This is a genomic window from Thermopirellula anaerolimosa, from assembly GCF_054657335.1.
Window position 1 is genome coordinate 423,293 of the sequence record NZ_BAAHYX010000004.1, and the last position, 21,536, is coordinate 444,828.

Consider the following 21,536-nt stretch of genomic DNA (forward strand, 5'->3'; position numbering starts at 1 on the left):
TATCGACCGGAGTTGCCCGAGCGTCAAGAGTGACGCGCCATCGAGTACGATGCCGCACCCGAGGCCGAAGGTCCCGACTCCACCACGAACACTTCCGGATAGGCAAGCATGCCGTGTTCGGTAATGTCCATACCCGCCAATTCTTGTTCCGGCGAGACGCGGAGACCGACGGTGAACTTGATCCCGTAAAACAGCAGCAAGGCAAGTCCGAATGCCCAAACAAACGCCACGCCGACTCCCAGGGCTTGAACCGCCAAGAGCGCGACGCCTCCTCCGGTGAACAGGCCGCCGTCGCGACTGAAAAGCCCCACCGCCAGCGTACCCAGCGCCCCGCAGACACCATGGACCGAAACCGCCCCGACCGGATCGTCGATGCGGATGCGATCAATGAACAGGACGGAGAAGACGACGGCAACACCGGCCAAGGCGCCCGTAAGAACGGCGTAGGGGACCGGCAGAACATCGCAACCGGCGGTGATGGCAACCAGTCCGGCCAAGGCTCCGTTCAGCGCGAAAGTCGGGTCCGGCTTTCGGAACAAGACCCAGGAAGCGATCAGCGCCGCAATAGAACCGGCGGCCGCCGCCATGTTCGTGGTGACGGCGATGTACGCGAAGTCGCCGCCGCCGACGGCCGTGGTGCTACCGGGGTTGAAACCGAACCACCCCAGCCAGAGGATGAAAACGCCCAGACCGGCCAAGGGAATATTGTGCCCCGGGATGGGATTGATCTTGCCGTCGCGGAACTTTCCAATACGAGGCCCGAGAGCAATCGCACCGGCCAGGGCCGCCCACCCTCCGATCGAGTGCACGACAGTAGACCCGGCGAAATCGTGAAAACCCAAGTTTTCCAGCCAACCGAACCCCTCCCAGAGGCTTCCCCAAGCCCAGCTCCCGAAGATCGGATAGACCAGAGCGCTGATCACTGCGGAGTAGATCAGATACGCATGGAAGTGAATGCGTTCCGCAACGGCACCGCTCACGATGGTCGCCGCCGTGGCACAGAAAACCGTCTGAAAGATCAAGAACGCCCAGCCCCAATTGTCCTCCCCTCCATTATTGAACAGAAAGTCGGTCGTCCCGAAGAGGCCGTTCGTGACGCCGAACATCAACCCGAATCCCACCATCCAGAAGAGGAGGCTTCCGATGGAAAAATCGAGCAGATTTTTCATTAGGATGTTGCAGGCGTTTTTGGCTCGGGTGAAGCCGATCTCGACGGCCGCGAAGCCCGCTTGCATGAAAAAGACCATAAACGCCGCAAGGCAGGTCCAAAGGATGTTGACATCCTTGAAAAGCCAACCATGCGCGACGCCCCCGGCGTCATCCAGCTCCAGCGCGGAGGCGGCCAGAACATCCAGTCTCTCCTCAGCGCTCATCTCGGCAAAAGGCTTGACGGTTTCGACCGTCGCGGATTCCGGCGACCCGGCCTCGCTAACCGTCGCCTCCTCCGCGATCGCGTGAGGCATCCAACCCAAAAGCATCACGGCCGCAAACACGGTGCCTGCTCGGATGCTTCTTCCGCAGCTCGCAGGTAGCACTTTCATCGCTTTGCAATTCCCCTTCGATGGAACGGTTGTTGGGAGTCACACGCGAAGACGCCTTCACGCAACTCCGGGGCCAACGTAGAACATCGACGGGAAGTAGCAAACGCGATTCCGCAATATGAGAAAGACATCAAAACGCACGCGATTTGCGCTTTAATGCCTACAAAACAGACAAGCCATCATCTAATCCATCGATATTGATCAAATATGTGAACGAAAATTATTGGCAAAATGACTACCTGCACCCGGAACACGCAAAACGAGCACACTTAAAAACTGAAAATCTCAACTGTGGGGAAACGCCCCTGTCTTACGTGCTTACGATGCGCGCGTACACGCCGACACAATAGGCATTACAAGTCTTTGCCAGATGCAGTCCTCGCCGGAGGATTCCAAGGGCTTTCCAGCTTGCCCTCCTTCTTATTCAGCCAACGGGCCAAGACAAAAAGCAAGTCGCTAAGACGGTTCAGGTAAGCCAGCGACGTCGGAGACAGGGGCGTACCCAGCGCCAGCGTCTCCCGGATCAAGGCCACCAAGCGCCTTTCCGCACGCCGGCAAACGGTTCTCGCTACGTGCGCAAGCGCCCCGGCACGGGTCCCGCTCGGCAGGATGAATCGTGTCAGCGGCTCCAAATCGGCATCGAAACGGTCGATGGCCTCCTCTAATTCGCGGACATGATCCGCACGGATGTAACGCGTCCCGTGACGTTCGGCGTCGGGAGTGGCGAGTTCTGCGCCCAGTTCGAACAACCGATTCTGGATTGCCTCCAACAGTTGATCGATTTCTTCGGGAATCGGCTCCGCACGCAGCAACCCTATGGAAGAATTCAGCTCGTCCACCGTACCGTAGGCCTCGATACGCAGACAGTCCTTACCGACACGGGGACCGCGATATAACCCCGTCTCCCCAGAATCTCCCGCTCGCGTATAGATCTTTGCCATCACTCCGGCACCTCCGATTCGTTGTCTTCACACTTGGTAGGCGGCAAACCGAATGTCTCCGCGCGACCGCCCAATAGACGGGCCCGGCTTGTTACGCAGGAGCCAAGCTCGAACTCTTCGGCAACAGCACGGAAACGTTCGACGTGTCGCCGCAATCACTCTTCGGCCCGCAGGCCCCTTTTTTTGGGAAAGCCGCGACGCAATCGTCTCATTATGCACGACGCGGTCAAGTAGACGAACGCCCTACCCTACTGTTGAGGACGATCTTCACCCCGACCGACCGGCGAGCATCCGAAAGAGGTCACCGCCGGGACGACACTTTCTGCCGGATTGACCGTCACAATGAATTGGCTCTCAATTTCCCGCCGCTCGGTCGCAGTCGCCAATCCCGCGTTTCCAACGCAGTGACATCCCGCCCGTTGGTTGTGCCCGATTCCAACCGGGCTCGCCGATCGGGATAAGCAGGTGTAAGGATTGCACGGTTGCGCCGTCAACGCCATGCAACGAGTATTTTCGCCCGCACTCCGCGGACATCGACCGGGCAAACCACTGCCGCAGGTAAGATTAACAAGCGAGGGCTCCGAACCTCGCGGAGTGAGTGCCGCCGAGAGCGAACCGGGCGTGCAAGCCGGAAAGCATAAACGACCGCGTTCATTTCGTGTCAGATCCGTACGCGGTCTCGACCCAAACGTACTCGCAAGGGCTGTCGATGCTGGAGAGAGTCACGGTTGTCATTCCCGCCTACAACGAGGAGAAATCGCTCCCGTTGGTGTTGGAAGCCCTCCCACAGGTCGGTCGAGTCATCGTCGTGAACAACGCCTCCTCCGATAACACTGCGGCCGTCGCGGCTTCCCACGGAGCGACGGTTGTGGATGAGCCGAGACGCGGCTATGGATCGGCCTGCATGCGAGGATTGACCGCCGTTCAAGAATCGATCGAGGCGGGCCAACAACCGCCCAGTGTCGTGGTCTTCCTCGATGCGGACTACAGCGATCACCCCGAGTTATTGCCCGACTTGGTAATGCCCATTTTGCATGGCACCGCGGACTTCGTGCTCGGTTCGCGACTGCAAGGTCTTCGGGAACCCGGCGCGATGCCGATCGTAAGCGTACTCGGCAACCGCCTGGCTTGTTTTCTGATGCAACTCCTTTTCAAAGCTCGCTACACGGATTTGGGCCCGTTTCGGGCCATGGATTACACCGCTCTCAGCCGACTCGGCATGTCCGATCGTTCCTTTGGATGGACGATCGAGATGCAAATCAAGGCCGTGCGAGCGGGACTGCGAATCCTGGAAAGAGATATCACCGAAAGTTGTGGCCGGGGAGGCGTTGAAAGAGGCGGTGTGCTTGGCGAGAAAGGTGTTTCCGAAGCATCCTTTTTCCCCGGAGCACACCACCATGCGAGAAGTTACTGCATCGACGATTACGTTGCCAGAGGCGAGGCTTTCCTTGGACGAGATTCTTCGCCAGGGAGCCCAGCGACTGCTAGCCCAGACCATTGAAACGGAAGTCGCCCAGTGGATCGACGAGCATCAGCACGTGACCGACGACCGTGGCCGTCGCCGGGTGGTCCGCAACGGCTACCTGCCCGAGCGGAAGCTGGTCACCGCCGCGGGCGAAGTGGCGGTGCAGCAGCCTCGCGTGCGAGATCGCCGGCCGGAAGAGCAGCGGGAGAAGTTCAACTCCAAGCTGCTCCCACCGTACCTGCGGAAGACCAAGAGCATGGAGGAGTTGATCCCCTACTTGCACCTCAAAGGCGTCAGCACGGGTGACTTCCAGGAGACGCTCTCGGCGCTGCTGGGGCCGGATTGTCCGGGCCTATCCGCGACCACGATCACGCGGCTCAAGAGCGTCTGGGAGCAGGAGTACCGGGAGTGGTCCTCCCGCTCTTTGGAAGGCAAGGAGTATGGGTACGTGTGGGCGGACGGCATCCACGTCAACATCCGCTTGGAAGAAGATCGGCAATGCATCCTGGTGCTAATGGGCGCCGCGAAAGACGGCCAAAAGGAACTGATCGCCATGACCGACGGCTACCGGGAGACCGCTCAGTCCTGGCGGGAGTTGCTCTTGGATGTGAAGCGTCGCGGTTTGACGATCGATCCCAAGCCGGCTGTGGGCGACGGAGCGTTAGGCTTCTGGAAGGCGGTCGCCGAAGTCTTTCCCTCGACCAGGGAGCAGCGCTGTTGGGTGCACAAGACGGCCAACGTGCTGGACAAGCCCCCCAAGGGGAAGCAAGCCCAGGCCCAAGCGATGCACCAGAGATCTGGATGGCCGACACGCGCCGAGCTGCGAACCAGGCATTCGACGCCTTCTTGGAGACGTACCAGGCGAAGTATCCCAAGGCCACCGAATGCCTGGCCAAGGACCGCGAAGAGCTGCTAGCGTTTTACGACTTCCCCGCCGAGCACTGGAATCACCTGCGGACGACCAACCCCATCGAGTCCACCTTCGCCACGATCCGCCTGCGGCATCGCCGCACCAAAGGAAGCGGCAGCCGCCTGGCTTCCTTGACCATGATGTTCAAACCGGCCGAAAGCGCCGCCCGCCGCCGGCGACTGCTGGACGGCCACAAGTTGCTGCCCGACGTCATTCGCGGAGTCGTCTTCCAAGCCGGCCTCCGCCTCGACCAAGCCGCCGCCTAATTCAATTCATCATCCACAAGTATTGACCATATCTCGTGGTCGGGCAGCGGCCGGAGCACGGTGGCAACGTCCTGGACCAACTCGGCAGTTCCTTGGGCGGGCCGCGGCCAATGGCCGGTCCGTTTGCCCGGCTGGGTGTCGGGAAGGGTTTCGCCGAACTCCGTGCGGCTGCTCTCCCCGTCCTGGATGGGACGTTCGAGCGACCCTCCTCGCGCTTGGGCAAGCGCATCTCGGCACGCCGACGCTCCAGGAGCGTGGCCAGGCAGTTCTCGCACACCACGACCACGAAGGCCTCCCAGGTTCCGGAGCGGGGGTCGAAGTGCTTGCGACGCTCGAGCAGGTCGAGGACGAACTCCTGAATCAGGTCCTCGCGGTCCGCCTCGGTGAATCCGGCTCGACCGATGACCTGGCGGACCTTGCTGAGAATGAAACGGAGGGAGAACCGCTCCCAACAGCCGAGAAAGGGTTAGCCCTCGCGATTGAAACCCTTGTTTGACTGCAATTTTGGTTTGGAGAAGATGTTGACTGATTGCTGCCCTTGCCATATCCTATTGCTGGAATGGAATTTGCGGCATATCGTTGGTGGCGGAGAGTAAAAGGAATGACAGATGGAGAAGCTGATTCAGACCATTCTGGCCATACGGCAGAAGCTGCCCGCGCTTCGCACTCAGGGGCTTAAGGAGACCCCAACGCGGACAATCCTTATCGACCCGTTGCTGCAAGCTCTGGGCTGGGACGTGCGCGACCCGGACGAGGTGGAGTTGGAGTATCCTACAGTCGATGGCAAGTCGGTGGATTACGCACTGAAGCTCAACAAGAATCCGGTGCTGCTCGTAGAAGCCAAGGCGCTCGGGGACGCCCTCGAGTACGTGAAGGCAGTCACCCAGGTGGTCGGTTATGCGGCCAACAATGGTATCGCCTGGTGTATTTTGACCAATGGTATCTTGTGGCGGGTTTATCGGAGCATGGAGCAGTGCCCGGCGCCAGAGAAGCTGATGTTTGAAGTTAATATCGCTCCTGACACTTCCGAAGCCATGAGCGTTGAGCAAATCGCCCGACTAATGTGGCGGTTCTCGCGCGAGGAAATGGCGCGCGGAACGCTGGACGCCTTGGGGGAACAGACGTTCACCGACGGGAAAGTGCGCAAGGCGTTGGAGTGCCTGATGCTTAATCCGCCCAACAAGCTTCTCAAGCTGCTCCGTGATGCGATCGGCGATACTACGCTGTCGCCTCCTCGCATCAAGGATAGTCTTGCACGGATTTTGGGACAGTTGCCGCCAATGGGCGGAACAGCGGTTAGCACGACGCCGCAGGTTGCCGAAGCACCGAGGCCGGGCCGGTCAGCCGCGGCGAAAAGGGCGTGGAAGACCAGAAAGGCGACACGAGGCGAGAGCCCCTACGACGAGGCGCATCACTTATCAGGGAAGCCTCAAGAAGCGGTCTCGCTTTATCGGACGATCGACCAGCTTTGCGTGTCCCTGGAGCCTTCTGGGGTGACCCGGCGTTACCTTGCAAAGAGCGTCAACTACGAGTACGCCAACCAATGCTTTTGTAGTGTTCACGTGCTTCAGAGCGGCTTGAGGGTCTGGGTCCCGCTAAGGTATAAGGATGTCAAGGAGCCGCCGGCGTTCGCCCGCGACGTTGCCCACGTGGGCCATTGGGGAGTGGGGGACACGGAACTGCGTATCAGCAATCGGTCTGAATTAGAGCAAGCGGCAGTGCTGATCAGGCAATCGTTTACACAAGTCAAGACATCGTAATTGTTGCACGGCCCTTGATTGTCTGTCGATGGTGCGGGACGCGCATCGCTTATGATAGCGCGGCGCGCTGCGGCGGGCACGGCAACGGCGGCTGGTACCGCCGCCGGTGGCCTTCGAATCTTCGGCGCCCAACGTCCTTCGCTTCGCCCTCTATTGTAGGCGAGCAAAAAATCGACGCGATGTTTCTTCACGTCCGACGTTCTTGAGACGCGGTTGCTCTATGCCAGACACCGCCGCGGAGATTGCGGCCAGGTCATCTGGCCGACCGCCGTAAACAGTCGCTCCGGAAAAAATCCCGAAAACCTCACCTGGGCGAGTTGCCGGCACGTTGGAACGCGCGATGACGCCTACTTCGGTGGACCGTACACTTCGGTATAGGGGCGAAAGGCGTACCAGGCAAACCAAAATGCGTACATCCACTGGATGCCGTCATCCGCCGTCGCGACTCTCAGCGACTGATTCCGGCCGTCGTAAACGAGTTGGAATCGCTTGCCGCCCAACTCCTGCTCCAACGTCTCGCCTGAAGGATGAAAGGCCGAGACCGGATAAGCCCGCGCCAGGTCGCCGATCCACACGCCCAGAACAGGAGTCTTGAGAGGGAGGCGGTTGCTCAGGGGTCGGGCTGGGAACATTAGGTTGCGACTGGAGAAATACGACGCATACGGGCTGACTCGGTAGTCGCGGGGGTAGCCGGTTTGCTCCGAGAGCACGGTGGTAGCAGGAAACCGCTCGCGCCAGTCGGCCCAGGCGGTCAATTCAACGGGGAGCGTTTTCAATGCGGTTTTCACCTCGGGTCCGGAAATCCCAATGGCGGCAACTTGCGACCATAGACTCTCCGGTTGGCCGCCGCGATCGTACATCAGCACATTGCTGTTGTACAGCAACCCGGAAACGCCGAATTCGAGCACCCTCCCGTCCACGCGGCGATCGAAGACCACGACCGAATCGCATAAAGGACAGTACGTGACGGCTATCGGCACGCCGCCGAGTCGATCGTTCACGACCTCGTGATAATTGAGGATTCTGATCGGGTAGGCCCGCGCTTCCCCGCCCATGGCGACGCCGATCACACGATCCGCGGCCTTCAAATACGTCGCCTGTCCGGCATCCACCGTTGCCGGATCAGTCAGCGCCGGGATGCCGTCCTTGGGCGGACCGCCGGAGCGAATCTCGTTTCCGGGTATCACGGCGTTATGAAGATCGAACCCGGAACCGGCGCGGTACTGGACGAATTGCGGACCGGAAATTGCGAATTCCCTTTCTCCGGCGGGGCAAGGCCCCAACAAACCGCCGGCGATTACGACGGATGCCGATGCCGCGACCGCTCCCCCAACCAAGCCGAACCACTTACGCATCCGCTGACCACGCCACCCGACCCCGGTCGAGGAATCCTTCCCCCACAGCACATCCTGCGGCAACGCCGAGCAATGATTCTCTCCGTGACGCATGTTTCCGGTCCCTCGCGATGAGATTGAAAACCTCGACTCTCATGAGCTATGACGCCCGCGACTGCCGGTGCTTACACACTTTCTCGAGAAACTCCGAAGTTCAGCCAATGCGGTGCCGAATCGGAGAAAAATACGGCCGGCCGACTTGCCTTATCGCCGCTTCCGTCCCTACGATGCCTTATCCCGCCGTCCCTGCAATCTTCGAAAAACACCGGAGACGTTCCATGTCACGAATTCCGCTGACGGATGAAGCTTCCGACGACCCGATCGTGGCCGCGGTATTCACGGAGATTTGCGCCGCATTCGGCCGCATCCCCAACATCTTTCGCGCCTATGCTGCGTACCCACCGCTGCTTCGTGCGAACTGGGAGAAGGTCAAGACGATTATGATGGGCGGTACGCTGCGAAGGGAAGTCAAGGAGGCGATCGCCGTTCTTGTTTCCAAGGATAACGGTTGCGCGTATTGCGTCGCGGCCCACACGGCCGCGCTTCGCGCGATGGGGATGACATACGAGCGAATCGAATCTCTGGCCGCCGACCTTGGAGCAACCGATTTTTCGGCCAAGGAGCAGGCGCTCATCACGATGGCCCGAGACGCCAATCGCCATCCGCTACACGTGTCCGACGTCGTATTCTCGTCGCTTCACGAGGCGGGGGCGAGTGGCGCCGAGATCGTGGAGGCCCTCGGCGTGATGGAACTCTTCACGGCGTTCAACAAATTCCTGGACACGCTTCGAATCGAAATCGACTTTTGAAACGCCGTACCCCGCCAAAGGAAACCGCTTTTCGATTCACCGAAGCCCCCCCGCCTGAGGGCGATGTCTGCGTGGGCACCCTAATCTCGCCGTCAAAAAGTCAACACATGGTAGCCGCCCTGAAGCATGTCCGTCAGCGGTCGCCCCATGGGCTTGACCTCGATTCCCAAGCCGCGCAGGGTATCAGCCACGCCGTAAGAGTCGGCGCATACGATGCACGCCTGGACCTCGACACCGTCCTTCATCATGGCCTGCACTTTGGCCTGAAGGTCCTTGTCTCCCGCCAATAACCGGGCTGAAGGCCCCCATACGATCAACCGCACCTCGCCGAACCAATGATTCGTCGCCGCGGCATGGGTATACATCAGGCAGACACGGTGAGCAACATCGGGGTCGCCGCTGCTCCATAGGACGGCCAAGCGAGACGCATTCGAAGCCGTATCGGCGGTCGGTTCCGTGCCCCGAGCCAAGAATGCCGTGCAGCACGCGGTCAGCGCGATCACGCCGGAAAGCCACAATAATAATCGCGTTTGCATCCAATCACCTCATTCCTGCAAAAAAGCCGGAACAACAGGCCTTCCAAACTCAGGAAACATTCAGACCGAGGAGCACTTTCAGGCCGTCCAAGCAGGCCTTGAGCGGACCTTCCTTCTTTTGAAGGCGGGCCAACATGATTCCGCCTTCGATCGTGGACACCAACATCAGCGCCAACATTCGAGGCGAGACATCCGCTCGCACTTCGCCGTTCTTCTGCGCGGCTCCGATCACCTTTTCCATCCGACCGATCCACTCGCGGAACAACTGCTCCACGGACTGGACAAAGCGCTGATCGGCATCGCTCATTTCCAGTGCGGTGTTCCCGAACAAACACCCGCCGACGAACCCGCGCCGGCGATGGATTTGCAACACGAAATCGAAAAACCTCGCAAGCGCGCGGCCCGGCGAAGGTGCATCAAGAACGCGGTCCAGAGTCGCCACAAAATCCGATTTCGCTCGTTCCAAAACGATCAAACCCAGTTCGTCCTTGCCCGGGAAATAGTGATATAGCGTTCCCTTCGTCACTTCCGCGGCGGCCAAGAGGTGCTGAAGAGAGGTCGCGTGAAAACCGTGCTTCTGAAAGAGCGATGCGGCCCGGGCTAGAATGCGCTCTTTCGTAGCGTTCGAAGTTTCCATAACGTGCTCCTTGTCTACCGACCGGTCGGTATATTATAATGCTGCGTGCCCGGGCGACAATACGGCGTTCAGCGATGGAGTGCCGACGAAAGTTTCGCGCGATGGCCGGGCTAATCTCGTCTTGGAGGATGGTATGACCCACCCGGACGCTCGACCTTCCGCCGCGATCAATCCTTCAGAGTGGGTGGATCGCCACGGAGACATGTTGTACCGCTTCACCCTGTCCCGTCTGCGAAACCCCGATGCGGCCGAAGAAGTCGTCCAGGAAACCCTCGTCGCCGCATGGTGTGCGCGAGAGCAGTATTCCGGCCGAGGTTCCGAAGGGGCGTGGTTGCTGAGCATTTGCAGACGGAAAGTCGTCGAGTACGTGCGCCGCCGCAATCGTCCGGATGCCGCCTCGGGAGGGGACTGGGGCGGTGATCCGTCGGCTGACTTCTTCGATTCCAAAGGAAATTGGCGATTCGACCCCCGATTCACCAAGGACCGCCCCGATGCGGCGATGGAAAGCGAGGAATTTTGGCGGGCCTTTCGCGGTTGCCTGGACGGCCTTCCGCCGCGGCAATCCTCCGTTTTCGTCTTGCGCGAGATTGACGGCATGTCCAGCCCGGAGATTTGTAAGGAACTGGAAATCACCACGTCCAATCTTTGGGTCCTTCTACACCGTGCGCGTCTGCATTTGATACGGTGTATGAAAGGACATCTTGAAAAGGGGGAAGCGGCCTGACAATGCTCCGCTGTCGTGAAGTCTCCAAGTTGGTCTCGGAGTCGCTCGATCACGAGCTTCCCCTCCGCATTCGCCTGCAAGTCTGGTTGCACCTGGCGATGTGCCGCCTCTGCTCCGCGTTCGCTCGGCAAGTGCGACTCTTCCGCCGCGCGGCTCGGAACCATCCGGACCGATTGATGCCAGACGACCGCGATCCCCGCGCAACACTCTCCCCCGAGGCGCGGGCAAGGATCAAATCGGCACTCCAAGGACGGGAAAACTGATCCGGTTCCGGATCGGCGCCTTTCCGTCGCCCGCCGTGCGAAGGTGGTGATTCTTCACATCACCATCCAGCTAGGCTGCACGACTCATCTTCACCGCGGGTCCCGATCTACTCCAACCGCCCTACATCTCACGCGGCATCGCAAGCCACGCACGCCCCCTTCGAAACTTTTTTGCAACGATCGACTGTAAGTTTTCTCTCACGTCCGCGTCAACCGTGCGTAGTCGCCAACGGGCGGCACGGGTTGAACATCGGTTCTTGTGAGAAGGAGAGTTGAGACATGATGCGTCGCACTTGGGTTCTTGGACCGTTCGCGGCCTTGACCGTGTTTGCAGTTCTGAACGGAGCGGGTCTGTCCGCGATGGCCCAGAGCGGAAGCCGATCCGGACCGCCGTCCGCTTCCCGTACCGGAACGATTCCATTGGCAGGCTCGAATACCCGTGAAGCAAGGCAAGCCCCGTTGGCTCTGCAAGGCTACTGCGCGGTGAGCCTCTTGGAGATGCGCAAGTGGGTCAAGGGCAATCCCGCCTTCGGCGCCGTGTATGACGGACGCACCTACCTGTTCGCCGACGAGCAGGGCCGACAAATGTTCCTCCAAAACCCCGTCAAATACATCCCGGCTTTGGGTGGAGACGACGTGGTGGCTTGGGTTAAAACGAACAAGCGCGTCGCCGGCGACATCCGTTACGCCGCAATTCACGAGGGAAGGCTTTTCCTATTCGCGGGGGACAACGCCAAGCAATCCTTTTTGGATAACCCGTCCGCGTTTGCCAACGCGGATCTGGCTTACGGGGGGAAATGCGTCGTGTGCCTTGTCGGCATGCAGCAAGACGTACCCGGTAGGCCGGAGTTCACGGTCATTCACAAAGGGTTGCGATACCTTTTCGCCTCCGCCGCTCAAAGGGACGCTTTCCTCGCCAATCCAGCCAAGTACGAAGTGCCGGCCACGTCGCCCGGCCTCGCAACTCCGGGATCGGGCGTCCGGTCGTCTTCCGCGGGATCGGCAACTCGCCCATCCACGGGTTCCGGTTCGGGCAGTCGTTGATTCATGGATTCCGCCGCGAGCTAAACAGCCTTTCTCCACCGAAACTGGGAGGGATCTCATGTCCAAGTTCACCTGGCTGAGTGCCGGCGCCTTGGTACTCACCGGTTTAACGACGTTTTTCGCATGTTCATTGCAAAACCCCCAGGTGGTCGTGGGCGCCGCGGCACGGCCCGTAGGAGAGAGCAGCGGTGGAAGCCCTTCTTTTGACGCCGTGGACCACGCCACTTGGGATCGTTTGCTCCATCGCTACGTCAATGAAGACGGCATGGTCGATTACGCCGCTTGGAAGGGCAATCGTGACGATCGTGCCGCCCTGGAAGGTTACTTGGCGAAGTTGAGTTCAGCGAATCCCGAGGCCCCATCGTCGAAGGAGGGCAAGTTGGCCTTCTGGATCAACGCCTACAATGCCCTCACCATCCACGGGATTCTAGCCGTCTATCCGACCAGCAGTATTCGAAACCACACGGCGAAACTCTTCGGTTACAACATATGGGACGACCTCCTTTTGCCGGTAGGCGGCGAAAAATACTCGCTCAACGATATGGAGCACAAGATACTGCGCAAGCTCGGTGAACCTCGCATTCACTTCGCGATCGTCTGCGCCTCGATCGGGTGTCCAAGACTACGCAACGAAGCTTACGTCCCGGAAAAGCTCGAACAACAACTCGCGGACAACACCAGAGACTTTTTCTCCAGACGCAAGAATCTGCAAGTGGACCGGGCCTCCCACGTCGTCCGTGTATCCGCGATTTTGGACTGGTTTGGGTCCGACTTCGGTCCGACGCCGCAAGCGGCCCTAGCGAGTCTTTCGGATTACATGCCCGCCGACGCTAAGCAACTTATTAGCAGCGCCGACTATTCCGTTGCCTTTCTCGATTACGATTGGAACCTTAACAAGCAATGAAGCCCGGGACCGCCGCACGAATTTTCATCGCACTGGCGCTGGTCGCAATGATCGCCGCCATGCCGATGTTGCCGTCCATTGGAGAGTACCTCACGAAAGTGCTCGAGACAGCCCGTTCGCTCGGTCCGTGGGGGCCTGTCGCCTTGGCGGGAGCCTACGTCTTGGCATGCGTGCTGTTCATCCCCGGATCCATCCTCACCCTCGGCGCGGGCTTTTTGTTCGGCGTAATTCCGGGTACGATCGCGGTCTCCGTGGGAAGCGTGCTGGGCGCCGCGGCGGCCTTTCTGATCGGCAGGACCCTGCTCCGCAATTGGATCGAACGAAGCATCGTAGCCTATCCACGATTCCAAGCGATCGACCGCGCGGTCGGGCGCGAAGGCTTCAAAATCGTATTGCTGGTGCGGCTTTCGCCGATCTTTCCCTTCAACCTGCTCAATTACGCCTTCGGCTTGACGAACGTCCGGCTTTGGCAATACGTTACCGCCTCGTGGATAGGGATGCTCCCCGGTACCTTGATGTACGTCTATTTAGGCTCCGCCCTGAAGAGCTTGACCGAGGTGGCGGCGGGCAAAGTGCAAGGCGGTCCATTACAGACGGCCTTCTTCGTCCTAGGGTTGGTGATGACCGTCGCCGCCACGGTGGTCATCACGCGCGCCGCACGACGCTCTCTAACGGACGCAGTCGAAAAGCCGGCCCTTGAACCGTCCTCGGAGACCGAAGCACCCCCGCCGCCACTCGCGTCCAAGCCTTTAGGAGCGTCGTAGCGTGACCGCCATCAGGGAGAAACCCATGCCCACAGCGACAGCGGAAACCGTCCTTCCCCAGGACGCATACAACCGAATTCTGCTGGACAATGCGCATCCGACCGACTGGACTAATCCTCGACCGGAAGGCCGGTACAACTTGGTGGTGGTCGGAGGCGGTACGGCGGGATTGGTGGCGGCTGCGGGTGCCGCCGGACTGGGGGCCAAGGTCGCCCTGGTCGAAAGTCATCTGTTGGGCGGCGACTGCCTCAACTTCGGCTGCGTACCGTCCAAGGCCGTCATCAGCGCATCCCGGGTCGCCGCCGTCGTGCGAGACGCCGACCGTTTCGGCGTGTGTGTTCCCGTAGAGCGGCAAGTGGACTTTGCGGCCGTCATGGAACGGATGCGGCGCCTCCGCGCCGACATCAGTCACCACGATTCCGCCGCCCGATTCCGAGAACTGGGAGTCGACGTCTTTCTCGGAGAAGGCCGATTCTCAGGACCGGATCAATTGGAGGTCGAAGGCGCAACACTCCGCTTCAGCAAAGCCCTCATCGCAACGGGAGCGCGGGCAGCCGTTCCCCGAATCCCCGGTCTGGAACAGGTCGAATACCTCACCAACGAGACGGTTTTTTCGCTCACGGAACCGCCGCGGCGGTTGGGGATCGTCGGCGCGGGTCCGATCGGCTGCGAACTGGCTCAAGCATTTGCGCGTCTTGGTAGCCGAGTGGTGCTCGTGGAAAACGCCCACGGCATTCTGCCGCGCGAAGACCCCGAAGCCGCCGAGATCGTCAAGCGTGCGATTCTGAAAGACGGCGTACAACTGTTGTGCTGCGGCCGGAACCTCGAACTTCGCCGCCGCGACGACGGCATCGCCATGAGCGTCGAGTCGCACGGCAAGCGCTTGGAAGAAACCGTCGATCGACTGCTCATCGCAGCGGGTCGCACCCCCAACGTGGAAACCTTGAAACTGGAAGCCGCCGGCGTCGCGTACGACGCCGAAAAGGGCGTTCACGTCGATGATCGTCTCCGCACGACGAACCCTCGGATCTTTGCGGCGGGCGACGTCTGTTCGCGATTCAAGTTCACGCACGCCGCCGACTTCATGGCCAGAATCGTCCTGCGAAACGCCCTCTTCCTGGGACGAGCCAAGGCCGGCGATCTCGTCATGCCGTGGTGCACGTACACGTCGCCTGAAATCGCCCACGTCGGATTACACCCGCGAGAAGCGGAAACCCGCGGCATCGCCCTGGATACTTTCACCCAGCAGTGGAGCGATGTGGATCGCGCCGTCTTGGACGGTGAAACCGACGGTTTCGTCCGCATCCACACGAAAAAGGGGACCGACGTCATTGTCGGGGCCACGATCGTGGCTCCGAATGCGGGCGACTTGATCTCGGAAATCACCTTGGCGATGACCCACGGCCTTGGGCTGCGAAAAATTGCGACTACCATTCATCCCTATCCCACGCGGGCCGAGGCTATCCGAAAGATAGGCGACCTTTACAACCGATCGCGTTTGACTCCCCGAGTGCGGTGGATATTTTTTAATTGGCTCGCTTGGAACCGGTAACTCCCAGAGAATGCGAGAGATGATTCAATGACAAGCCAAATTCAGACAAACCAAGACGGCCTGGAGGTCTCGGTGGCCAAACGATATTCCGCGGCGGCTAGAGCTACGGAACCGGCCCTCTGCTGCCCCGTGCAATACCGCAGTGAATTCCTGGAGGCGATTCCGCAAGAGATTCTGGAAAGGGACTACGGATGCGGCGATCCCACGCCCTATGTGCAACACGGCGAGACCGTGCTGGACTTGGGATCAGGCGGAGGCAAGGTGTGCTATATCGCTTCCCAAGCGGTCGGACCGAATGGAAAGGTCATCGGCGTGGATTGCAACCGGGAGATGCTCGAATTGGCACGCCGCCATCGCCAGACCGTCGCCCAGCGCATCGGTTACGCCAACGTCGAATTCCGCTACGGCTTGATCCAAGACCTCGCTCTCGACCTGGAACTGCTCGCTGAGGAAGCCCGGGGACTGTCTCTCGACAGTCCCGAAGGGTGGCTGACACTCAGGCGAATCGAGCAGACTTTGCGTCGGGAGCGGCCCATGATTCCCGATGAGTCGGTCGACTGCGTGGTTTCCAATTGCGTTCTCAACCTTGTCCGTCCCGAAGATCGGCGGCAACTTTTCGCCGAAATCTTCCGCGTGCTGAAACCCGGCGGGCGCGCCGCCGTCAGCGATATCGTTTCCGACGAGGACGTGCCCGAGCACCTAAGAAGCGACCCCGAGCTTTGGTCCGGTTGCATTTCCGGGGCCTTTCGCGAGGACGCCTTCCTCAAGGCATTCGCGGATGCCGGATTCTACGGAATGCACATTGCGGCCCGGCAGTCCGAGCCGTGGCGAACCGTCGAGGGAATCGAGTTCCGTTCGCTGACGGTCGTGGCCTACAAGGGAAAACAAGGGCCGTGCTGGGAACGCAACCAGGCCGTTGTCTATCGAGGTCCCTTCAAGATGGTCGAAGACGACGACAACCACGTCTATTACCGCGGCGAGCGGATGGCGGTGTGCGACAAGACATTCCAATTGCTCCGCAAAGCTCCCTACGTGGGGCATTTCGAGTTCATCGAACCGCTGGAACCGGTGGGGGTGGAAGCCCGACCGTTCGATTGCAGCAGGCCCAAGCATCGCCACCCGCGTGAAACGAAAGGACACGACTACCATGTCACCACCGAATCCTCCGGCACCTGCACGGACGGCGGCACGTGCTGCTGACATAAAGGCGTCCGAGCGGGTTTCTCGACGCGAGAAAAGCCGTGATCCGAATTGGCTCTTCACGCCCGAGGGGCACTTCCGCGGATACATCGACGCCGCCAAACTCTCCGAGTTGTGGTTCCACACGGGCACGAACTGCAATTTGTCCTGTCCGTTTTGTTTCGAGGGATCCAAGCCCCGCGATAACCGCATCGAGTTCCTTACGCTCGACGACGTAAGGCCGTTCGTCACCGAGGCTCTCGACCTAGATGTGGAACGGTTCTCCTTCACGGGCGGCGAGCCTTTCGTCAATCCTCATTTTCTGCGGATATTGGAGTTCGCGCTGGAATACCGCCCGTGCTTCGTCTTGACCAACGGCACGGAACCCGTGCGCAACCGTATGCGAGAGGTGAGCCGACTGAAGGACAAGCCGCACCCCCTGGCTTTCCGCATCAGTTTGGATCATCCCGACCCCGAGAAGCACGACGCGGGCCGCGGTCAAGGCAACTTCCGCAAGGCCTTGGGTACGCTGGGTATGCTGCACGCGGAGGGTTTCGGCGTGTCCATTGCCCGCCTGATGGGACAAGGCGAGAATGTGGCGGAAGTCGACGAGCGTTACGGGCCTCTTCTCGAGGAAGCAGGCCTTCCAAGCGATACGCCGATCGTAAAATTCCCCGACTTCCTGCCGCCCGGTGCGATCGCCGACGTTCCCCACATCACCGAGAGTTGCATGACCTTGTACCTTACCGCCGAACGGCGTGCCGCGTTCATGTGCGGTTACAGCCGAATGATCGTCAAACGGAACGGTCGTTGCGGCGTGTATGCTTGCACGCTGGTTGACGACGACGCGGATTTCGATCTTGGCAATACGCTGCGGGAAAGCCTCGCCGTGCGCGTGCGACTAAAGCACCACCGCTGCTATTCCTGCTTTGCCTGCGGCGCGTCCTGCAGCGAGGTTGTCTCGAAGGAGCGCCTGTGACGCATCGGCCGCGCGGAAAAGTATCGAGGCACGGATTGTCTCGTCTTACGAGTGATGCTCCGAAGAACCGGCGATTCACCCATATGACAACGAAACTCGTCATCTTCGCGCGATTTCCCGAGCCTTACCGATCGAAGACTCGGCTCATTCCGGCTTTGGGACCGGAAGGGGCCGCCAAGCTCGGGCGAGAGATGACGCGGTATACATTCGCGCAGGCCCGCAAGTTGACCGCGGAGTTCCACCTGCCTGCCGAGGTTCGATTCGCCGGCGGCGACGCGGTGAGCATGGAGAAGCTTTTTGGAAACGGTTTTCCCTACCGTCCGCAAGGCATCGGCGATCTCGGACAAAAAATGGAACGTGCCTTCGCGGACGCGTTCCGGGAGGGCGCGGACCGCGTCGTCATCATCGGCACGGACTGCCCGGAATTAACACCCGAACTGATCCGCGAAGCCTTCGACCGCCTTGCGGACTACGACCTTGTGCTCGGACCCGCCGTTGACGGCGGCTATTATCTGATCGGTCTACGCCGTCACCTGCCCCAACTCTTCACGGATATCCCATGGGGGACCGAACGGGTACGGGAGCAGACGCTTCGCCGTGCCGAGGAACTGTCCCTCAGGACCGTTCAACTCGCCACCCTCTCGGACGTGGATCGCCCGGACGATCTGGCCGTGTGGTATCGCGTCCAAGAATCGACTCCCCAGGCCGCGCTCGAACTGATTTCGGTGATCATTCCTACGTTGAACGAGGCGGAACACCTTCCAAGTACTCTGCAAAGTGTGAAGGACGCGTCGGGCGTGGAGGTGATCGTGGCGGATGGCGGAAGCTCCGACGACACGCGGCGAATCGCCGAACAGGATGGTTGCCGGATCTTGGTCTCCCCGCCGGGGCGTGCGCGTCAAATGAACGCCGGAGCGCGGGCCGCCCGAGGCTCCATCCTCCTATTTCTCCACGCCGACACGCGCCTGCCGAAGCATTTTCAGGAGGCTGTTCGGCAAGCACTCGCTGAAGATACCGTTTCCGTTCAGCCACCGGCGGCGGGCGCATTCCGCCTTCGCATCGACGGTCCTGAACCGCCGCTTCGCTGGATCGAATGGGGAGCCAATCTCCGCTCTCGCAAGCTCCAAATGCCCTACGGTGATCAAGGGCTGTTCGTGAGGACGGAGACCTTCCACAAAGTCGGCGGCTTCCCCGATCTCCCGATCATGGAAGATTTCGAATTGATCCGCCGCTTACGTAGAATCGGTCGCATCGTCATCCTGCATTCGGCGGTCATCACGTCGGCCCGTCGCTGGCATGCGATCGGACCTTGGCGAACGACGTGGATCCACCAAAAGATGATCTTGGGATATTACTTGGGAATCCCTCCCCGCCGCCTGGCCGAATGGTACGCGGCAAATCACCGCCGATGTTCTCGCAGGCCGATGCGGCGTCTTGATTCGGGGACCAATCGCGCCGGAAACTTCTGCGAATGAGGCAAACGGCGAAGTCCGACTCTCGGCGCGGCGTCGGCCCCATGCGCCCGGCGTCTCGGCGACCGCCGCCACGTGAGATGATTCGATCGAAAAAAGCGCAACGCGACCTGCGATCACCGCCGAAGCTCTGGATGGGCAATCGAACGTCGAAGAGTCTTTGAGAGGGCTGGACGCATCTTCGGCGTTTCAGCAGAGGACTTGCCGACGTTGAGCAACGGGATCGCACCCTCCGTTTGCGCAAAACGCAGAACCTCGCCGCTCAACGGTTCAGAGACCTGGCGTCCAAGGCCACGTCCTCGTTGGGATCCCAAGCGTGGAATGGTCGCGCAGCGAATTCGGCCAAGACGGTAACGAACTCGCGACGGAAGTCCGGTTCCAAAACCTCCGCGGTGGGAACGACGCCGTTGGGGGGATACTGAATGTTGTGCAATCGCTTCTCATAGACGCGGTCGCCCGTCGCACAATCGAAAGCCTGAACCAACAGCGAGGCCGTGCCCTGATAAACGGTTTGCCCCTTGTACAAACCGAACTCCTCGATATCCACGCCGATCACGTAGTCGGCCCCAACCGCCTTGCCTACATCGCTGTAGTTTTCCCACGAGTTTTCATCCAGCCATCGCTCCACCTTTTGCTGGTCGATGAATTGCACCTTGGGCAACTCCCGGGCGAGAATGGCTCGGACGCGTCGGGCCAAGTCTTTGTCGACGTGGGCGTCACGATAGGTCAGCGTCACCATGGGACGGGCAACCACGGCGACCTTCTTCTCCTTTGCGATGGGAAACTCGGCTTGGTTCTTATAGGCTCCCGTCACCCACATGGCCGTGGCCAGGGCGCTGCATCCGGTGGTCAGCATCAACAGAGAGATCATGCCGCCCAACAAAGACACCTTCGGCATCCGTGCGTATTGCATGGCGTTTCCTTGCGTTGTGAAATGCTCGCTGTCCGCCTGGTTTGGCGTTTGCCGGAGCCTTCCATTCGCGGCCTTCAGATTCCCATCCCAAGGCGAATGATCCATTCCGCCAAAGCCGCGGCGATGAATGTCAACTGGGCCGCCAAAACGAGTTTCGGAGTCGGTCTCAGCAACCGCCAGCGGCCCTCCACGGCGGCCAAACATAACCATATCCCGACCGGAACGGAGGCGACGGCCAGGACCAAGCCCGTGACATTGGCATGCATGGCCGACCACCAACGTCCCCGCACGAAATTGGCCCAGGCGGTAGACATGCCGCAGGTGGGACACCGAATTCCCAAAAGCGTGACACTGGTGCAGGCCGGTAAACCCAATGACCGATGACTGCCGTAGCCGCATTCCGCTGGAACCATGATCCGAGCAATTAGGAAAAGGCCGGCGATAAGCGCCGCCCCCAGCGCCGCAGTCCACCTCTCCGACCGACGCAATTTGCAGGGAGAGTCGCAGGGCACGACGTCGGCGAGGACCACGCCGTCATCGCGCGATTCGCTCCGCCGCGGAGCGGCTAGCGATTCCGAGGCCGGTGGACGCGTTGGGGAGGACTCATGCATGTCCTTTTCCCATCAGCGCGGGAAGGATATCGTTCTCGACCCTTCTTGACAAGGTCGTTTCCCGGAGCTCGTCGGCCGACAGGCCCAGGCGGCAAATCGCCTTGGCCTTGCCCGTGCCGGAATCGATTTCCACAACCGCCCCATTCAATCGCACGTCGTCCGACGCGACGTCGAACGGAGTGGGTTCGAACGTCCGGGTGGTGTGCAAAACCCGGTCGATTCTTCGGCCGATGATGCTTTCATGAGGGCCGGTCATGCCCAGGTCACACTGGAACGCGGTGCCGCCCGGCAGGATTTGGGAATCGGCGGTGGGGACATGGGTGTGCGTTCCCAGGACGGCCGAGACGCGTCCGTCCAGGTAGCGAGCCAGAACTTGCTTATCGCTGGTGGCTTCGGCGTGAAAATCGACGAGGATCACGCGAATCCTACCGCTGAGTTGTTCCAAGACGCGGTCCGCGGCGGCGAGATAGCAGTCCACGGGTTTCATAAAAACCCGCCCCAGCAAGCTGATCACCGCCACAGGCTCTCCGTTGGCCGCGGCCAGGATCGTGTAGTCGCGACCGGGGGCCTCCGGCGGATAGTTGGCGGGGCGAACGATCCGAGAATCCGCGGTCAATACGGCCTCGATCTGTTTTCGAGCATAGACGTGGTCCCCCATGGTGATGCAATTGGCGCCCGCCTCCACGATTTCGTAATGGATTTCCGGCGTCAGGCCGGAACCCCCGGCGGCGTTTTCCGCGTTCACCACAACGAAATCGAGTTTGAGGAACCGTCGCAATAGCGGCAGCGCGGTGCGAACGATATATCGCCCCGGTTTCCCCACCACATCCCCGACCATCAGTACGCGCACGGACAGGCCTTTCCCTTCGTAC

Annotated in this window: 21 protein-coding genes and 1 pseudogene; 14 read left to right on the top strand and 8 right to left on the bottom strand. The window is 60.4% G+C overall.

The annotated features are described in order from the left end of the window. Window positions 1-23 precede the first annotated feature (23 nt). Window positions 24-1,541: an ammonium transporter gene (locus ACYQ6J_RS02240; protein WP_460182566.1), complete on the bottom strand. Its 1,518-nt coding sequence runs from the start codon at window positions 1,539-1,541 to the stop codon at window positions 24-26. Between the two features lie 353 nt (window positions 1,542-1,894). After that, on the bottom strand, window positions 1,895-2,482 hold the full coding sequence (locus tag ACYQ6J_RS02245) for a cob(I)yrinic acid a,c-diamide adenosyltransferase (protein WP_460182567.1): 588 nt from the start codon (window positions 2,480-2,482) through the stop codon (window positions 1,895-1,897). Window positions 2,483-3,140: 658 nt separating this feature from the next. On the opposite strand from ACYQ6J_RS02245, the gene ACYQ6J_RS02250 reads away from it, so the two are divergent. The 4 genes and pseudogenes from ACYQ6J_RS02250 (at window position 3,141) to ACYQ6J_RS02265 (ending at window position 6,883) form a co-directional block, all read left to right on the top strand. After that, window positions 3,141-3,983 (top strand): glycosyltransferase family 2 protein, encoded by an 843-nt coding sequence (locus ACYQ6J_RS02250; protein ID WP_460182568.1) that lies wholly within the window; start codon window positions 3,141-3,143, stop codon window positions 3,981-3,983. Next, a pseudogene (locus tag ACYQ6J_RS02255) lies at window positions 3,880-5,123 on the top strand (IS256 family transposase). The gene ACYQ6J_RS02250 and the pseudogene ACYQ6J_RS02255 overlap by 104 nt, the downstream one beginning before the upstream one ends. Before the next feature lie 319 nt (window positions 5,124-5,442). After that, window positions 5,443-5,619: a hypothetical protein gene (locus tag ACYQ6J_RS02260; protein ID WP_460182569.1), complete on the top strand. Its 177-nt coding sequence runs from the start codon at window positions 5,443-5,445 to the stop codon at window positions 5,617-5,619. A 112-nt stretch (window positions 5,620-5,731) separates the two neighbouring features. Continuing rightward, window positions 5,732-6,883, top strand: coding sequence for a hypothetical protein (locus tag ACYQ6J_RS02265; RefSeq protein ID WP_460182570.1), 1,152 nt, complete (start codon window positions 5,732-5,734; stop codon window positions 6,881-6,883). Between the two features lie 347 nt (window positions 6,884-7,230). Here ACYQ6J_RS02265 and ACYQ6J_RS02270 read toward each other — a convergent pair whose 3' ends face one another. Then, entirely contained in the window at window positions 7,231-8,331 is a 1,101-nt protein-coding gene (locus ACYQ6J_RS02270) for a DUF3179 domain-containing protein (RefSeq protein ID WP_460182571.1), read from the bottom strand. 224 nt (window positions 8,332-8,555) lie between these two features. On the opposite strand from ACYQ6J_RS02270, the gene ACYQ6J_RS02275 reads away from it, so the two are divergent. Further along, window positions 8,556-9,086, top strand: coding sequence for a carboxymuconolactone decarboxylase family protein (locus ACYQ6J_RS02275; RefSeq protein ID WP_460182572.1), 531 nt, complete (start codon window positions 8,556-8,558; stop codon window positions 9,084-9,086). A gap of 92 nt (window positions 9,087-9,178) precedes the next feature. Here ACYQ6J_RS02275 and ACYQ6J_RS02280 read toward each other — a convergent pair whose 3' ends face one another. Then, window positions 9,179-9,622: a DsrE family protein gene (locus ACYQ6J_RS02280; protein WP_460182573.1), complete on the bottom strand. Its 444-nt coding sequence runs from the start codon at window positions 9,620-9,622 to the stop codon at window positions 9,179-9,181. Window positions 9,623-9,671: 49 nt separating this feature from the next. Further along, window positions 9,672-10,259, bottom strand: a complete 588-nt coding sequence (locus ACYQ6J_RS02285) for a TetR/AcrR family transcriptional regulator (RefSeq protein ID WP_460182574.1) — start codon at window positions 10,257-10,259, stop codon at window positions 9,672-9,674. A gap of 133 nt (window positions 10,260-10,392) precedes the next feature. Here ACYQ6J_RS02285 and ACYQ6J_RS02290 point away from each other — a divergent pair, with 133 nt between their 5' ends. From ACYQ6J_RS02290 to ACYQ6J_RS02330, 9 genes are all read left to right on the top strand, one after another. Beyond that, window positions 10,393-10,983, top strand: a complete 591-nt coding sequence (locus ACYQ6J_RS02290) for a sigma-70 family RNA polymerase sigma factor (RefSeq protein ID WP_460182575.1) — start codon at window positions 10,393-10,395, stop codon at window positions 10,981-10,983. A 2-nt stretch (window positions 10,984-10,985) separates the two neighbouring features. Next, complete coding sequence (locus ACYQ6J_RS02295) at window positions 10,986-11,246, top strand: zf-HC2 domain-containing protein (RefSeq protein WP_460182576.1); 261 nt, start codon at window positions 10,986-10,988, stop codon at window positions 11,244-11,246. A gap of 279 nt (window positions 11,247-11,525) precedes the next feature. After that, window positions 11,526-12,290 carry a hypothetical protein gene (locus tag ACYQ6J_RS02300; protein ID WP_460182577.1) on the top strand — a complete coding sequence of 255 codons (765 nt, stop codon included), beginning with the start codon at window positions 11,526-11,528 and terminating at the stop codon, window positions 12,288-12,290. Window positions 12,291-12,348: 58 nt separating this feature from the next. After that, entirely contained in the window at window positions 12,349-13,194 is an 846-nt protein-coding gene (locus ACYQ6J_RS02305; protein ID WP_460182578.1) for a DUF547 domain-containing protein, read from the top strand. Then, entirely contained in the window at window positions 13,191-13,958 is a 768-nt protein-coding gene (locus ACYQ6J_RS02310; protein WP_460182579.1) for a TVP38/TMEM64 family protein, read from the top strand. Before ACYQ6J_RS02305 ends, ACYQ6J_RS02310 begins: the two co-directional genes overlap by 4 nt. A 25-nt stretch (window positions 13,959-13,983) precedes the next feature. After that, complete coding sequence (locus ACYQ6J_RS02315; RefSeq protein ID WP_460182580.1) at window positions 13,984-15,510, top strand: mercuric reductase; 1,527 nt, start codon at window positions 13,984-13,986, stop codon at window positions 15,508-15,510. A gap of 27 nt (window positions 15,511-15,537) precedes the next feature. Continuing rightward, complete coding sequence (locus ACYQ6J_RS02320) at window positions 15,538-16,710, top strand: methyltransferase domain-containing protein (protein ID WP_460182581.1); 1,173 nt, start codon at window positions 15,538-15,540, stop codon at window positions 16,708-16,710. Then, complete coding sequence (locus ACYQ6J_RS02325) at window positions 16,658-17,668, top strand: radical SAM protein (protein WP_460182582.1); 1,011 nt, start codon at window positions 16,658-16,660, stop codon at window positions 17,666-17,668. The genes ACYQ6J_RS02320 and ACYQ6J_RS02325 overlap by 53 nt, the downstream gene beginning before the upstream one ends. Window positions 17,669-17,751: 83 nt before the next feature. After that, window positions 17,752-19,143, top strand: coding sequence for a TIGR04283 family arsenosugar biosynthesis glycosyltransferase (locus ACYQ6J_RS02330; protein ID WP_460182583.1), 1,392 nt, complete (start codon window positions 17,752-17,754; stop codon window positions 19,141-19,143). A 259-nt stretch (window positions 19,144-19,402) separates the two neighbouring features. Here the strand turns inward: ACYQ6J_RS02330 and ACYQ6J_RS02335 are convergent, their stop codons facing one another. From ACYQ6J_RS02335 to ACYQ6J_RS02345, 3 genes are all read right to left on the bottom strand, one after another. Continuing rightward, complete coding sequence (locus ACYQ6J_RS02335) at window positions 19,403-20,053, bottom strand: hypothetical protein (protein WP_460182584.1); 651 nt, start codon at window positions 20,051-20,053, stop codon at window positions 19,403-19,405. 74 nt (window positions 20,054-20,127) lie between these two features. Then, complete coding sequence (locus ACYQ6J_RS02340) at window positions 20,128-20,664, bottom strand: DUF2752 domain-containing protein (protein WP_460182585.1); 537 nt, start codon at window positions 20,662-20,664, stop codon at window positions 20,128-20,130. Beyond that, the gene (locus ACYQ6J_RS02345) at window positions 20,657-21,514 is read right to left on the bottom strand and encodes a TIGR00282 family metallophosphoesterase (RefSeq protein ID WP_460182586.1); all 858 of its coding nucleotides are present in this window, start codon (window positions 21,512-21,514) and stop codon (window positions 20,657-20,659) included. The genes ACYQ6J_RS02340 and ACYQ6J_RS02345 overlap by 8 nt, the downstream gene beginning before the upstream one ends. Window positions 21,515-21,536: the final 22 nt, after the last annotated feature.

Coding starts and splice junctions, on each gene's coding strand:
- ACYQ6J_RS02330 (WP_460182583.1), top strand. CDS start 17,752: ATGACAACGAAACTCGTCATCTTCGCGCGATTTCCCGAGCCTTACCGA.
- ACYQ6J_RS02265 (WP_460182570.1), top strand. CDS start 5,732: ATGGAGAAGCTGATTCAGACCATTCTGGCCATACGGCAGAAGCTGCCC.
- ACYQ6J_RS02290 (WP_460182575.1), top strand. CDS start 10,393: ATGACCCACCCGGACGCTCGACCTTCCGCCGCGATCAATCCTTCAGAG.
- ACYQ6J_RS02335 (WP_460182584.1), bottom strand. CDS start 20,053: ATGCAATACGCACGGATGCCGAAGGTGTCTTTGTTGGGCGGCATGATC.
- ACYQ6J_RS02325 (WP_460182582.1), top strand. CDS start 16,658: ATGTCACCACCGAATCCTCCGGCACCTGCACGGACGGCGGCACGTGCT.
- ACYQ6J_RS02300 (WP_460182577.1), top strand. CDS start 11,526: ATGATGCGTCGCACTTGGGTTCTTGGACCGTTCGCGGCCTTGACCGTG.
- ACYQ6J_RS02310 (WP_460182579.1), top strand. CDS start 13,191: ATGAAGCCCGGGACCGCCGCACGAATTTTCATCGCACTGGCGCTGGTC.
- ACYQ6J_RS02320 (WP_460182581.1), top strand. CDS start 15,538: ATGACAAGCCAAATTCAGACAAACCAAGACGGCCTGGAGGTCTCGGTG.
- ACYQ6J_RS02280 (WP_460182573.1), bottom strand. CDS start 9,622: ATGCAAACGCGATTATTATTGTGGCTTTCCGGCGTGATCGCGCTGACC.
- ACYQ6J_RS02295 (WP_460182576.1), top strand. CDS start 10,986: ATGCTCCGCTGTCGTGAAGTCTCCAAGTTGGTCTCGGAGTCGCTCGAT.
- ACYQ6J_RS02270 (WP_460182571.1), bottom strand. CDS start 8,331: ATGCGTCACGGAGAGAATCATTGCTCGGCGTTGCCGCAGGATGTGCTG.
- ACYQ6J_RS02305 (WP_460182578.1), top strand. CDS start 12,349: ATGTCCAAGTTCACCTGGCTGAGTGCCGGCGCCTTGGTACTCACCGGT.
- ACYQ6J_RS02285 (WP_460182574.1), bottom strand. CDS start 10,259: ATGGAAACTTCGAACGCTACGAAAGAGCGCATTCTAGCCCGGGCCGCA.
- ACYQ6J_RS02275 (WP_460182572.1), top strand. CDS start 8,556: ATGTCACGAATTCCGCTGACGGATGAAGCTTCCGACGACCCGATCGTG.
- ACYQ6J_RS02240 (WP_460182566.1), bottom strand. CDS start 1,541: ATGAAAGTGCTACCTGCGAGCTGCGGAAGAAGCATCCGAGCAGGCACC.
- ACYQ6J_RS02340 (WP_460182585.1), bottom strand. CDS start 20,664: ATGCATGAGTCCTCCCCAACGCGTCCACCGGCCTCGGAATCGCTAGCC.
- ACYQ6J_RS02245 (WP_460182567.1), bottom strand. CDS start 2,482: ATGGCAAAGATCTATACGCGAGCGGGAGATTCTGGGGAGACGGGGTTA.
- ACYQ6J_RS02315 (WP_460182580.1), top strand. CDS start 13,984: ATGCCCACAGCGACAGCGGAAACCGTCCTTCCCCAGGACGCATACAAC.